The 16,121-nt window shown below is 51.3% G+C and carries 1 protein-coding gene; it reads left to right on the top strand.

Going from position 1 to position 16,121, the window contains the following annotated elements; genetic code table 11:
• Window positions 1–448: 448 nt before the first annotated feature.
• On the top strand, window positions 449–16,069 hold the full coding sequence (locus tag Xmir_RS08180) for a non-ribosomal peptide synthetase (RefSeq protein ID WP_099113899.1): 15,621 nt from the start codon (window positions 449–451) through the stop codon (window positions 16,067–16,069).
• Window positions 16,070–16,121 lie beyond the last annotated feature (52 nt).

Here is a 16,121-nt window from a genome sequence, read left to right as displayed (position 1 = left end):
TAAACACCTTATTTCATATGAAATAATTTCAATTAGATATTAATACTGAATGGACAAAATACAGCAAGGACTTAGCGCTCATGCCAATAGATACATTCAATAGATCCATTTTTATTTTGTTATGGGATTCAGCATCGATTAATAAAAAATTGCGGTAAATCAAAGACGCTTATCTAAAAAACAGGAAAAAAATGGAATAACTTCTTCCGGTTCATCAAATGAACCCTTTATTCCGCTGTCTGGAAAATTATTGCCACATAATTTTTGGTTGTGCGGTTATTGACCAGACTATGACATCCAGCGCCTGAGAGAAAGTATTGACTGAGTATCTTTCGATGCTTGGCGTGCCCGCTGTTATTTCTCCTAAAAATAAAAGAAAAACATTTGTGATGGTTTCTGGGAATAACAATTTTCAAATATCCAATAGATTCGTTGAGGTAGTAAGCAGATGAAAGACAGTATTACCAGCAAGGAAAATACCCTTGAAGCAGAGTTAGTGAATGTGTCGTCAGAAAAGGTGAGTGACGACATATTTGCGGGAAAGTTTAATGGATTATCTGAGGCTGAACGTACTCTGTTGCTGGAATCCTGGAACGCCACGGAAACCCCATATCCTGACCATGTATGTATTCATCAGTTGTTTGAACAACAGGTAGAGAAAACCCCGGATGCTGTAGCGTTAATCGCCGGGGATCAGGCACTGAGCTATGCAGAACTGAACACCCGGGCCAACTGGCTGGCTTGTCAACTGATTGAACAGGGGATTTGTCTGGGTGACCATGTCGCAATCCTGTTAGAACGCTCAATTGAACTGGTGGTGGCTCAGTTAGCTATCCTTAAGGCTGGTGCGGTTTATGTTCCTGTTGATCCCAACGTACCGGATGAACGGAAAAACTGGCTGATAAACGATTGTGCTGCAAAATTACTGCTGACTGATATGCAGACGGAAATCCCGGCTGAATTGGTTGTCCCGCGGCTCCGTTTTACCCACGAGACAGAATCGATCCGGGAAGAAGAGCATCACAATCTTGATTTATTGGGTGCCAGTGCCGAGCCAGCGTATATCATGTACACCTCCGGTTCGACAGGTATACCAAAAGGGGTCATTGTGCCTCACCGGGCTGTCGTTCGGTTGGTTATTAATAATGGCTATGCTGACATCGAACCCAATGACCGGATTGCTTTCGCCGCTAATCCGGCTTTTGATGCCAGCACCTTTGAAGTTTGGGCGCCTTTGCTTAACGGTGCTGCGCTGGTGGTTATTGATCATACCACGTTGCTGACACCGCGGGATTTTGTCCAGGCGTTACAGGTGCATCGCATTACAGTCTTGTGGATGAGCGTCGGGTTGTTTAACCGGCTGGCAACAGAGCTGTCCCCGGTGCTGCCCCAACTTAAAATACTGCTGGTCGGGGGAGATGTCCTCGATCCGCATGTCATTGCTCAAGTGCTGTGTAAGAACCCACCACAAAAGTTATTGAATGCCTACGGTCCGAGTGAGGGAACCACGTTTACCACGACCTACCGTATTGACGCGTTAACATCGGGGACGGCTTCGATTCCTATTGGCCGACCCATTGCCAACACCCGGATTTATTTGCTGGATACTGATGGTCAGCCAGTGCCATTGGGCATGACCGGTGAGATTTATATCGGGGGTGACGGCGTGGCCTGCGGTTATCTCAATCGCCCTGAACTGACCGCTGAACGCTTTCTCACAGATCCATTTAGCGATAAACCGAATGCGCATATGTACCGAACCGGAGATTTGGCCCGCTATCTGCCGGACGGTAATCTGGAATTCTTAGGGCGTAACGACCAGCAGGTTAAAATCCGTGGTTTCCGGATTGAACCGGGGGAAATTGAAGCTCGACTGGTGGAATATCCGGCGATACGTGAAGCTGTGGTGCTGGCGTTAGGGGAGGGGCAGGACAAACAACTGGTTGCCTATGTGTTGACCCAAGAGAATGACGGATTGGCTGCCCGCTTGCGCGAATACCTGAGTGCGCGGTTGCCGGATTATATGGTGCCGGTGGCCTTTGTGCGTCTGGATGAATTCCCATTGACGCCGAATGGTAAATTGGATCGCCGGGCGTTGCCAGCTCCGGGGGAGGACGCTTTCGCCCGTCAGGTTTATGAGGCACCGCTAGGAGAGATGGAGATTATTCTGGCGACTCTTTGGCGCGAATTATTGGGTATTGAGCGAATTAGCCGACATGACAGTTTCTTTGCGCTGGGTGGTCATTCTCTGCTTGGTGTACGGATGATTGAACGTCTGCGCAATCAGGGATTGACACTGGCCGCCAGTAACCTGTTCCAGTCCCCGGTGCTGTCAGAACTGGCTCAGACATTGGATCAACATCAGGCTGTCGTCGTGCCGCCGAATGTCATTACCTCAACGACCACCGTGCTGACACCCGCAATGTTACCGCTGATTGATCTGACCCAGTCTGAGATTGACCATATCGTTGAACAAGTGCCGGGCGGGATCGCTAATGTTCAGGATATCTATGAACTGTCGCCGTTGCAGGACGGTATTTTATTCCATCATCTGCTGGCGAAGGAAGCTGACCCCTATCTGCTGGCCTATCCGATGATTTTTGCTGACCGGGCGCTGCTGGATCGCTATCTGGCAGCAGTGCAACAGGTGGTTGATCGCCATGATATCCTGCGAACCGCATTTATCTGGCAGGGATTATCTGTACCGGCGCAGGTAGTCTGGCGTCGAGCACCTTTATCGGTCACTGAACTGACCTTGAACCCGGCTGACGGGCCAGTGGGTGAACAATTGGCTCACCGTTTTGACCCACGTCAATATCGTTTTGATCTGAGTCAGGCCCCGTTGTTGCGCTTTGTAGTAGCACAAGAAACAGTAGCACAAGAAACAGTAGCACAAGAAACAGTGGCGCAGGAAACTGATGGCCGCTGGCATGTGTTGCAATTGCAGCATCACCTGATTGGCGACCATACAACAATGGAAGTGATGCAGCGCGAAGTGCAGGTCTGTCTTGCCGGACAGGACGACAACTTGCCAGTACCAGTGCTTTTCCGCAATCTGGTGGCGCAGGCCCGGTTGAATGTCAATCAGGCAGAACATACCCGCTTCTTTACCGACATGTTGGCTGACGTGGATGAGCCGACGCTGCCATTTGGACTAACCGAGGTACATCGTGATGGTTCGCAGGTCACACAATCGCACCGGATGTTATCGCCGGAGTTAAACGACCGCCTTCGTCAGCAAGCAAAGCGTCTGGGCGTCAGTGTAGCAACATTGTGTCATCTGGCCTGGGCGCAGGTGCTGTCACAAACCAGCGGGCAGAATAAAGTGGTGTTTGGTACGGTGCTGTTCGGGCGCATGGCGGCAGGGGAAGGGGCTGATAGCGGCATGGGGCTGTTTATCAATACCTTGCCGCTGCGGCTGGATATGGATGACACGCCGGTACATGACAGTGTACGGCTGGCACAGTCCCGGCTGGCCGGATTGCTGGATTATGAACATGCTTCACTGGCACTGGCACAGCGTTGCAGTGGGGTAGCGGGCGGCACGCCACTGTTTAGTGCCTTGCTGAACTACCGGCATAATGAGCAGCCGCTGATCCCACATGAGGCTGTACCGGGTATCGAATTTCTGGGGGAACAGGAGCGGACTAACTATCCGTTTGTGCTGTCGGTAGAGGATGGGGGCTCTACTCTGGGACTGACTGCGCAGGTAGTGCAACCGTTTGAACCGGATCGGGTATGTGATTACATGCAGCAGGCACTGACAAGTCTGGCAGACGCGCTGGAGCAGGCCCCGGAAACACCGGTACGGGCACTGAATATTTTGCCTGAAACGGAACGTACATTATTGCTGGAAACCTGGAACGCGACCGAAACACCGTATCCTGAGCAGTTATGTATTCATCAGTTGTTTGAACAACAAGCAGAGAAAACGCCTGACGCCACAGCATTGATAGCGGGAGAGCAAACCCTCAGTTATATGGAGCTGAATATCCGTGCTAACTGGCTGGCCCGTCAGTTAATTGAGCAAGGGATTTCTCCGGGTGAGCATGTTGCGATCTTGCTGGAGCGATCCATTGAGCTGGTGGTGGCTCAGTTGGCTATTCTCAAGGTGGGTGCTGCTTATGTCCCGATTGATCCCAGAGTACCGGACGAACGGAAGAACGGGTTGATAAAAGATTGTTCAGCCAAATTGCTGCTTACCGATATGTGGACCGATATTCCGGCTGACCTTCTGGCTGTTCCGTTATTTCGTCTCTCTGGTGAGATAAGCACCATCAGGGAAGAAGATCGCCTTAATCTTGACTTACCCGCTTCCAGTACCGGATCAGCGTATATCATGTATACCTCTGGCTCTACCGGCACCCCAAAAGGTGTGGTAGTGCCTCATCGTGCGGTGGTTCGGTTGGTTATCAATAATGGTTATGCTGAAACCGGACAGGATGATCGGGTTGCCTTTACCGCTAACCCGGCTTTCGATGCCAGTACCTTCGAAGTCTGGACGCCTTTGCTCAACGGTGGCGCGCTGGTGGTCATCGACCATGCTACCTTGTTGACACCACAGGCGTTTGTACAGGTTTTGCAGACTCATCGGGTTACTGTCCTGTGGCTGACGGTTGGATTGTTTAACCGGCTGGCAGCGGAGTTGTCTCCGGTTCTTCCACAGATCCATATCTTGATTGTCGGAGGGGATGTCCTTAATCCGAATGTGATCGCTCAGGTCCTGCGTAATAACCCGCCTCAGCAGCTATTGAATGGCTATGGGCCGAGTGAGGGAACGACGTTTACCACGACATACCGCATCACTGAATTGCCGGCAGGGACGACAACGCTTCCCATTGGTCGGCCAATCTCTAACACACGCCTCTATTTGTTGAACGCTTATGGTCAACCAGTGCCACTGGGGGCGACCGGTGAGATTTATATTGGTGGCGATGGTGTTGCCTGTGGTTATCTTAATCGCCCTGAACTGACCGCTGAACGTTTCCTTGTTGATCCCTTTAGTGATCAACCGGATGCGCGCATGTACCGAACCGGGGATTTGGCCCGCTATCTGCCGGATGGCAATCTGGAATTCCTTGGCCGTAATGATCAGCAGGTCAAAATCCGTGGTTTCCGGATTGAACCGGGGGAAATTGAAACCCGGTTGAAGGAGCACTCTGCGGTGCGTGAAGCTGTGGTGCTGGTGCTGGGTGACGGGCAGGACAAACGGCTGGTCGCCTATATAGTAGCGCAGGCAGATGACGGATTAATCAACAGCCTGCGTGCCCACTTAAGCGCAATCTTGCCTGATTATATGGTGCCGGCGGCTTTTGTGCGTCTGGATGAATTCCCGTTGACGCCGAATGGCAAGCTGGATCGCCGGGCATTGCCGGTGCCGGGAGAGGAAGACTTTGCCCGTCAGGTCTATGAAGCGCCACAAGGGGACACTGAAATGGCCTTGGCGGCTATCTGGTGCGAGTTGTTGGATGTTGAGCAAGTCAGCCGGCATGACAATTTCTTTGCTCTGGGTGGTCATTCGTTGTTAGCGATGAGGGTAATGAACCGTGTCGCGGCTTTCGGTGCCGAACTGCCGCTGACCGCATTGTTTAAAGCGCCTGTTTTGCTGGCCTTTGCTAAGGCGGTTGATGAGCGTCTTAATGAACAGGGTGGGGCATTGCCCATCATCACACCGACACCCCATGACGGAGCGCTACCCCTGTCATTTGCGCAACAGCGTCTGTGGTTCCTGGCGCAGTTTGAGGGAGTTAGTGATACCTACCATATTCCGTTGGCACTGCGTTTACGGGGTCAGCTTGATATTCATGCCTGGCAGCAGGCGCTGAATCACCTGTTTGCCCGCCATGAAGCATTACGTTCCGTTTTTATCACAGTAAATGAGCAGCCTCAGGTTGAACTCCTGCCGCCGGAATTTGGTCTGCCGGTGAAACAATACGATCTGCGTAACGCTCCTGAGGTGGATGAACAGCTTGAGCGTTTGTGCGAGCAGGAAGCTAAGATGCCGTTTAATCTTGCCTGCGATCCCTTAATTCGTTCTGTTCTGATACAACTGGCTGACGATGAGTATGTCTTCCTGCTGACACAACACCATATTGTGTCCGATGGCTGGTCTTTAGGGATATTGACATCAGAACTGAATGCACTTTATTCGGCCTGTCTGAACCAACAGCCTGATCCGTTGCCACCGTTGGTGATCCAATACCCTGATTATGCTGCATGGCAGCGTCAGTGGCTTTCTGCTGAGAGGGTTCAGGTTCAATCCGATTATTGGCGAATGATGTTGGCTGACGCGCCAGTCTTGCTGGATTTGCCAACTGATCGACCACGTCCGCCTGAACAGTTGTTTACAGGGAACCTGTGGACTATCAATTTGGACGCAGAGTTAACGGCATCCCTTAAGCGTCTGAGTGAACAACAGGGGGTCACGTTATTTATGACCTTGCTATCAGCATGGTCAATAGTCCTGTCTCGTCTGTCAGGTCAGGATGATTTGGTTATCGGTACACCAAGTGCTGGTCGCAGTCGTCAGGAAGTGGAATCCCTGATTGGTTTCTTTGTTAATACGTTGGCCTTGCGTATCGACTTATCGGGTGAGCCTAAGGTGACGGAGTTGCTGGCGCGTGTGCGGCAAACCGCTCTGGCGGCGCAGGAGCATCAAGATTTACCGTTTGAACAAGTGGTAGAAATTGTACAACCACCGCGTAGGCTGGCGCACACCCCGTTGTTTCAGGTGATGTTTGCCTGGCAGAGCAATGAAATTGTGGAATGGAGATTACCGGGGCTGACAATTTCACCGATCGATCAACCCTTTGATGTCGTTAAGTTTGATCTCGAACTTAACCTGTTTGAGGAGGAGGGCAGGGTTGTCGGTTATCTCGGTTATTCAACCGCCCTGTTTGATCAATCGACAATTGAACGACACGTTGGATATTTGCACACAATACTGCAAGCGATGGTCGCTGACATTCAGCAGCCGATCGGGGAAATTAATATTCTGGCACCAGTAGAGCGCCAGTTGTTGCTGGAAACCTGGAACGCGACCATAGCGCCATATCCTGAGCAGTTGTGTATTCATCAATTGATTGAACAACAGGTAGAGAGAACCCCGGACGCCATAGCGGTAAGGTATGAAAACCAGACGCTCAGCTATGCTGAATTGAATGTCCGCGCCAACCGATTAGCGCATCAACTGATTGCATTAGGGGTAATGCCAGACCAACCGGTAGCCATTTGTGTGACACGATCACTGGAGAGAATAGTGGGATTGCTGGCGGTATTGAAAGCAGGCGGGGCTTATGTGCCATTGGATCCGGCTTATCCGGGTGAACGTCTGGCTTATCTACTCACTGATGCTGCGCCAACTATTTTGCTGGCGGATAATATTGGCCGGGCGGCACTGGGTGAAGAAGCACTGAAGACGGTAACTGTACTCGATCCAAATACCCTGTCGGATCAGCCGGAAACCGATCAACCAGATAATAATCCGCAGATTCCTGATCTCACCTCACGGCATCTGGCGTATGTGATCTACACTTCCGGCTCCACTGGCAGACCGAAAGGGGTGATGATTGAACATCAGAGTCTGGTTAACCTGACGCTGGAACACATTGCCCAGTTTGAGGTTGGTGTCACCAGCCGGATGTTGCAGTTTGCCTCATTTGGTTTCGATGCCAGTGTCTGGGAAATCATGATGGCGTTGAGCAGTGGGGCTATGCTGGTTATTCCGACTGAAACAATCCGGCAAGACCCGCACCGTCTCTGGCATTATCTGGAAGAGCAATCGGTGACGCACGCTTGTTTGACACCCGCCCTGTTGCGGGATGGTGCCGATTTACCAGCGCTGGCGATAAAGCCGACCGTGATACTGGGCGGTGAAGCACCCAGTCCGGCGCTAATCCAGACATTAAACCGTCAGGCCACGCTGTTCAATGCCTATGGCCCGACAGAAATCACCGTTTGCGCTACCACTTGGTATTGCCCGTCAGATTATACAGGGGAATTAATTCCCATCGGTAGAGCGGCAGTTAACAAGCGTGTCTATTTGTTGGACAAACACGGTCAGCCAGTGCCGTTGGGCGTAGTCGGTGAGTTATATATTGGCGGTGTGGGTGTGGCCCGTGGCTATCTTAATCGCCCTGAACTCACTGCCGAACGTTTCCTGACTGATCCGTTTAGTGATCAGCCGGATACGCGGATGTATCGAACCGGGGATTTGGCCCGTTACCTGCCGGATGGCAATTTGGTATTTGTTGGGCGTAATGACCAACAGGTTAAAATCCGTGGTTTCCGAATTGAACTGGGAGAGATTGAAACTCGGTTGATTGAACACCCGGTGGTGAGTGAGGCATTGGTAGTGGCGTTGGGTGATGGACAGAATAAACGTCTGGTGGCCTATGTGGTGGCGCAAACAGATGATGGATTGGCCGCCCACCTGCGTGAACACCTGAGTGCGCGGCTGCCGGATTATATGGTGCCGACGGCTTTTGTACGTCTGGATGCGTTTCCGCTGACGCCAAACGGCAAACTGGATCGTCAGGCACTGCCAGCACCGGGAGAAGACGCCTTTGCCCGCCAGATTTATGAAGCCCCGCAAGGGGAGATAGAAATGGCGTTAGCGACCATTTGGCGTGAATTGCTGGGAGTTGAGAAGATCAGTCGGCACGACAGCTTCTTTGCTCTGGGGGGCCACTCGTTGTTGGCGGTACAGATGATTGAGCGATTGCGGTGTATGGGATTGGGCATTTCGGTACAATCGCTATTCCAGCATCCGACATTGAACGTGCTGGCTCAGTCTTTATCTCAGCATTGTGCGATCAAGGTGCCTGATAACGGTATTACACCGGATACGTCTGTGCTAACACCGGAGATGTTGCCGCTGATTGACCTCACTCAGCTTGAAATTGACTGTATTGTTGATCAAATCCCGGGTGGGATAGCTAACATTCAGGATATCTATGCTTTGTCACCGTTACAGGATGGCATTTTATTCCACCATTTGCTGGCGAATGAAGGTGATCCTTATCTTCTGTTAACCCAACAGGCTTTTGCGGATCGGACTTTGCTGGATCGTTATCTGGCCGCGGTTCAACAGGTGGTTGATCGCCATGATATCCTGCGAACCGCTTTTATCTGGGAGGGATTATCAGCTCCGGCTCAGGTGGTTTGTCGTCAAGTTCCCTTATTCATCACAGAATTGACACTCAATCCGGCTGACGGGTCGATCAGTGACCAACTGTCCCAACGCTTTGATCCGTGCCAGCATCGTATTGATCTGAGTCAGGCACCGTTGTTGCGCTTTGTTATTGCTCAGAATACTGATGGCCGCTGGATCTTGCTGCAACTGTTACATCACCTGATTGGTGACCATACCACGCTGGAGGTAATGAACAGCGAAGTGCAGGCGTATCTTACCGGACGGGGAGACCGCTTGCCTGCGCCAGTACCTTTTCGTACTTTGGTCGCTCAGGCTCACTTGGGGATCAGTCAGGAAGAACATACCCGTTTCTTTACCGATATGCTGGCGGCGGTGGATGAGCCGACACTGCCATTCGGATTGACGGAAGTACACCATGACGGCTCGCAGGTGACGGAATCGCACAGAATGCTGCCGCCTGCACTGAATAACCGCCTGCGTAATCAGGCCCGGCATTTGGGTGTCAGTGTGGCGGCGCTGTGCCATTTGGCTTGGGCGCAGGTATTGTCGCGTACCAGTGGTCAGAAGCAAGTGGTGTTTGGCACGGTGCTGTTTGGGCGTATGCAGGCTGGCGAAGGCGCCGACAATGGCATGGGGCTGTTTATTAATACCCTGCCGTTACGATTGGATATAGATGAAACCCCGGTGCAGGAGAGTGTACAGGTTGCCCATAGCCGATTGGCGGGGTTATTAGCGCATGAACATGCCTCACTGGCGCTGGCTCAACGTTGCAGTGGGGTAGCCAGTGGGACACCGCTGTTCAATGCGTTGTTGAATTATCGACATAATACCCCGCCGGTCACATCGGATGAAATCATCAGCGGAATTGAATTCCTTGGGGCACAGGAGCGGACCAACTACCCGTTTGTGTTGTCGGTAGAGGATGGTGGTTCCGATTTGGGGCTGACTGCTCAGGTAGTACAACCTTTTGATCCGGAAAGGATATGTGGTTATATGCAACAGGCTCTGGAGAGTCTGGCAGAGGCGCTTGAACAGGCGTCGAAAACGCCGGTACAGATGTTGGAAATCCTGCCGGAAACTGAGCGCACATTGTTGTTGGAAACCTGGAATACGACCGAAACAACCTATCCTGACCAACTGTGCATTCATCAATTGTTTGAACAACAGGTGGAGAATGCCCCGGATGCCACAGCGTTGGTCTATGAAAACCAATCCATTAGCTATGCGGAATTGAATATCCGTGCTAACCGGCTGGCGCATCAGCTTATCGCACTGGGTATTGAGCCGGATCAGCGGGTGGCGATTTGCGTGGCAAGTTCACCGGCGCGGATAGTGGGGCTGTTGGCAATATTGAAAGCGGGTGGTGCCTACGTGCCACTAGATCCTGCTTATCCGGGTGAACGTCTGATTCATATTTTGACCGATGCTGCACCGACTATTTTGTTGGCAGATAATACCGGACGTTCAGCATTAAATGAGCAAATGCTTTCGCAACATGTTGTTCTTGATCCGAATTCATCGCCTGATCAACCAGATAATAACCCACATGTTGCGGCGTTGACTTCCGGTCATCTGGCTTATGTGATTTATACCTCCGGCTCGACGGGGACGCCGAAAGGCGTGATGGTTGAACATGGCGGGTTGGTCAACCTCATCCAGGATAAAATCGCCCAGTTCGCCGTTCATTCCCATAGCCGGATGTTGCAATTCGCTTCATTTGGTTTCGATGCCAGTGTCTGGGAAATCATGATGGCATTAGGCAGTGGCGCCAGTCTGGTTATTCCTGACAATGCCATTCGTCAGGAGCCGGGATGTCTCTGGCATTATCTGGAAGAACAGTCGGTGACGCACGCTTGTTTGACACCTGCGCTGCTGCGGGATGGTGCGGATTTACCGGCGATAACCATCAAACCAACTTTAATACTGGGCGGTGAGGCTCCTAGTGTAGCCTTGCTTCAGGCACTGAGTGATCGGGCAACGGTATTCAATGCTTATGGCCCGACGGAAATCACCGTTTGCGCCAGCGCCTGGCGTTGTCCATCAGACTATCAGGGGGGATTCATTCCGATTGGACGTCCGACGGCCAACACCCGGATTTATCTGCTGGATGCCCTCAGCCAGCCAGTGCCTTTAGGGGCGGTGGGTGAGCTGTATATTGGGGGAGCCGGTGTTGCCCGTGGTTATCTCAATCGTCCTGAACTGACCAGCGAACGTTTCTTGGCTGATCCGTTTAGTGATGGCACTGATGCCCGGATGTATCGCACCGGGGATTTGGTTCGCTATCTGCCGGACGGCAATCTGGTATTTGTTGGCCGTAATGACCAGCAGATTAAAATCCGTGGTTTCCGGATTGAACCGGGGGAAATTGAAGCTCGTCTGACAGAACATTCCGCGGTACGTGAAGCGCAGGTATTAGCTCTGGGTGATGGGCAGGACAAACGTTTGGTCGCTTATGTGTTAGCAGAATCAGATGACGGATTGGCAGCGAGCCTGCGTGAGCATTTGAGTGCTCTGTTACCTGATTATATGGTGCCTGCGGCCTTCGTCTGTTTGACCGCATTCCCGCTAACCGCTAACGGCAAGTTGGATCGCCGGGCATTGCCAGCGCCGGGAGAGGAAGACTTTGCCCGTCAGGTTTATGAAGCGCCGCAAGGGGAGATAGAAACGGCGTTAGCGGCTATCTGGCGTGAGGTGTTAGGGGTTGAACAGATTAGTCGACATGATAATTTCTTCGCGTTGGGGGGCCATTCGTTGCTGGCTGCGCGGGTGATGAACCGTGTGGCAGCTTTCGGTGTTGAGCTACCGCTTGTCACCTTGTTTATGTCACCATCCCTGGCTGCTTTTGCAGAGAAGATCTACGCACAATGTCATGAGGAATGTCATGAGGAATGTCATGAGGATAGTGACAGGCTGCCTGAGATTACTCCGGTATCCCGCGATAGTGCTCTGCCATTGTCGTTTAGCCAGCATCATCTGTGGTTCCTCGCGCACTTTGAAGGAGTAAGTGATACTTACCATATTCCTGTAATACAGCATTTGCGTGGTCAGTTTGATATCAGTGCCTGGCAGCGGGCGCTTAATGCTCTGTTTGCCCGCCACGAAGCCTTGCGTTCTGTCTTTGTGACGGTTGACGGTCAACCCCAAGTCAGGCTATTGCCGGCTGAACCCGGTTTACCCATGAAGAGATATGATCTGCGAGGCATACCTGACGCGGATGGACAACTTAAGCGTTTGTGTATGGAGGAGTTTGGGCGATCGTTTGATCTTGCACAGGGGCCATTAATCCGCTCCAGCCTGATACAGCTGGCAGACGATGATTATGTATTTATGCTGACCTTGCATCATATTATTTTTGATGGCTGGTCTTTAGGGATACTGAAATCAGAGCTAAGTGCCCTCTATATGGCTTTTGTGACAGGTCAACCTGATCCACTACCACCGTTGCTGATTCAGTATCCTGATTATGCTGCATGGCAGCGTCAGTGGCTTTCGGTTGAACGTTTACAGTCCCAAGCTGACTGTTGGCGTACTATGTTGGCTGGTACACCGGTACTGCTTGATTTACCAACCGATCGGCCACGTCCTCCTCAGCAGTCGTTTATAGGAAGTTCATTGCCTATCAATCTGGATGAGGTGTTAACTAAATCCCTCAAGCGCCTGAGTGAACAGCAGGGTACGACGTTATTCATAACCATTCTGTCAGCTTGGGCGATGGTTCTGTCACGCCTGTCAGGTCAGAGTGATCTGGTTATCGGCACACCTTGTGCCGGCCGTGGTCGTCAGGAAATTGAATCCCTGATGGGTTTCTTTGTCAATGTATTGGCTTTACGCATTGACTTGTCGGGCCCCCCTGATGTGGCGGAATTACTCGCGCGCGTGCGGCAAACTACGTTGACGGCACAGGATAATCAAGATCTGCCGTTTGAACAGGTGCTGGAAATTGTGCAACCCCCGCGCAGCTTGGCGTATACCCCGCTGTTCCAGGTAATGTTTGCCTGGCAGAACAATGAGAAAGTAGAGTGGAAATTGCCATCGCTGGAAATCTTACCGGTTGATCAGGGTCTTGATGTGGTCAAGTTTGATCTTGAACTGAACCTGTTTGAGGAAGAAGGCAGAATTGTCGGTTCTCTGAATTATTCAACGGCCTTGTTTGATCAACAGACAATCGAGCGGTATGTGGGTTACCTGCACACTGTATTGCAAATGATGGTGGCTAACCCACAACAACCTGTCAGGGAAATTGATATTTTGTCACCGGCGGAACGCAGACTGTTGTTGGAAACACGGAATACAACTGAAATAGCGTATCCTGAACAAGTGTGTATTCATCAATTGTTTGAACAACAAGTGGAGAAAACCCCAGATGCTACAGCGGTGACATATCAGGAGCAGCTCTTCAGCTATGCAGAACTGAATGTTCAGGCTAACCGGCTGGCTCATCAGCTTATCTCTCTGGGTGTAGTACCGGATCAGCGGGTGGCGATTTGTGTGACACGTTCGCCAGTGATGGTGGTGGCTCTGCTGGCGGTGCTGAAAGCGGGAGGAGCCTATGTGCCGCTAGATCCAAGCTATCCAAGTGATCGTTTAGCTTATATGTTGCATGATGCTGCCCCGTCAGTGGTACTGGCGGATAATACAGGACGTACTGCGTTGGGTGAAGAAGCACTGGCAGAATTCACTGTGCTTGATCCGAATGTTTTACCTTATCAGCCGGACAGTAACCCACAAATATTTACGTTAACCTCCCGGCATCTGGCGTATGTGATTTACACTTCTGGATCGACGGGCGCGCCTAAAGGGGTGATGGTTGAACATCGTGGCGTGGTTAACCTGACTTTGGCACAAATTACCCAATTTGATGTTTGTGCAACCAGTCGGATGTTGCAGTTTGCCTCATTTGGTTTTGATGCCAGTGTCTGGGAAATTATGATGGCGCTGAACAGTGGAGCCACGCTGATTATTCCGACTGAAGCAGTCCGTCAGGACCCGCGTCACCTCTGGTATTATCTGGAACAACATGCAGTGACGCATATTTGCCTGACACCGGCTTTGTTGCGGGATGGGGCTGATTTACCGGCGATAGCGATAAAACCGGCATTAATATTTGCAGGAGAAGCGTCCAATCCGGCGTTATTTCAGGCACTGCGTGGCCGAGCCACACTGTTTAATGCTTATGGCCCGACAGAAATCACGGTATGTGCCGCCACCTGGCGTTGTCCGGCAGATTATACAGATGCATTAATCCCCATCGGACGTCCAATAGCCAATACCTGTGTTTATCTGCTGGATGCCTATGGCCAACCGGTTCCATTGGGAGCAGTTGGGGAATTGTATATTGGTGGTGATGGTGTCGCGCGTGGTTATCTCAACCATCCTGATCTGACTGCTGAACGTTTCCTGGCTGATCCGTTTAGTCAGACACCAGATGCACGGATGTACCGAACCGGAGATTTAGTCCGCTATTTGCCGGATGGTAACCTGTTATTTATTGGCCGTAACGACCAGCAAGTTAAAATCCGGGGATTCCGTATTGAACCGGGTGAGATCGAAGCCCGGCTGACGGAGTATCCGGCGGTGCGTGAAGCTATCGTACTGGCTCTGGGGGATGGGCAGGATAAACGTCTGATCGCTTATGTCGTGGCGGAAGAAGATAACGGATTGGCTGCCCGTTTGCGTGAACATCTGAGTGCTATTTTGCCTGATTATATGGTACCGGTGGCTTTTGTCTGTCTGAACGCATTTCCGCTGACCCCTAACGGTAAGCTGGATCGCAGGGCACTGCCGGAGCCTGATCAGAATGCCTTTGCTCACCAATCCTATGAAGCTCCGCAGGGGGAGGTTGAGATCGCATTGGCAGCCATTTGGTGTGAATTGCTGGGGGTTGAGCAAATAGGCCGCTATGACAATTTCTTTGCGTTAGGTGGACATTCTTTGCTTGCTGTACGGATGATAAACCTTGCCGCCGGTCGTGGTTTGATGTGTACATTGAATAACCTATTCCAATTCCCTGTGCTGGCCGAATTGGTATCAAAAATCACATTAGATCCACTGTCTCAGCCGCAAAGCAGTGCGATACCTGTGCGGCCATTCGGAACGGAACCGCCGTTATTCTTTGTGCCCAGCGGCATGTATGATTACTCCTATGTCTTTGGATTGGCTAAACATATTCAGTCAGACTATCCGGTTTATGCCCTGCCCTGGCCGTCTGTCAATGAAGAGCGGGTATCGACTCTTGAAGCGTTGGCCGCCAAAATGATCACCTTTATGAAGGCGGTTCAACCGGAAGGCCGATACCGGATCTATGGTTACTCTTCTGGTGGTGTACTGGCTTATGCCATTGCCCAGCAACTATTGAACGCGGGTGAGACTGTCGATTTTGTGGGTTTGATTGATACGCCTGCCCCTCACTGTTTCAGGCAGCAGGTCATTCAACCAAAACTCCAGTTTCTTGTTGAACTGGCAAAACAGTCGGGTGAGGAACATGCAGGGGAGATTGCGGTATTGCATCAGAGAATCGATAAACTGAATTTGGTGCAATTTATTGCTGCGGCGCAGGAACTGGAACTCTATCCGGCAAACCTGCGTCCTGATCTGATCGCGCGACGTTGGGAACAGATGGAAAATTATGTGCAAATGGTCAAAGAATATGAACCACAAGCATTGACGATAACGCTCCACCAGTTCTATGCGACAGAATCTTATCCGCAGCTCCCTTTCGTGACGGAATCCGCATTACCCTCTTTGAGTATGGAACCGTCGTTAGGCTGGGAGCAGGTCGTGCCTGACTCTTTGCTCCAGCTAACATCTGTACCGGGTGACCACTTTAGCCTGATGGAGGATAGTGAAAATAAAACCATTTTGGCTAAAACCTTAAGTATGGCGTTGGCAACGAATTGTGAAGCGGAGGCGGTGTAATGTCAGTGATATTGCAGGAATAGCAAGCGATTATTGACGACGATATTGTCCG

This window comes from Xenorhabdus miraniensis (genome assembly GCF_002632615.1).
Note: the sequence above shows the minus strand (reverse complement) of the source record. Positions and strands in the feature narration are given on the sequence as shown.

Excerpts from the sequence above, each read along its gene's own strand:
- Xmir_RS08180 (WP_099113899.1), top strand. The coding sequence starts at position 449 with ATGAAAGACAGTATTACCAGCAAGGAAAATACCCTTGAAGCAGAGTTA.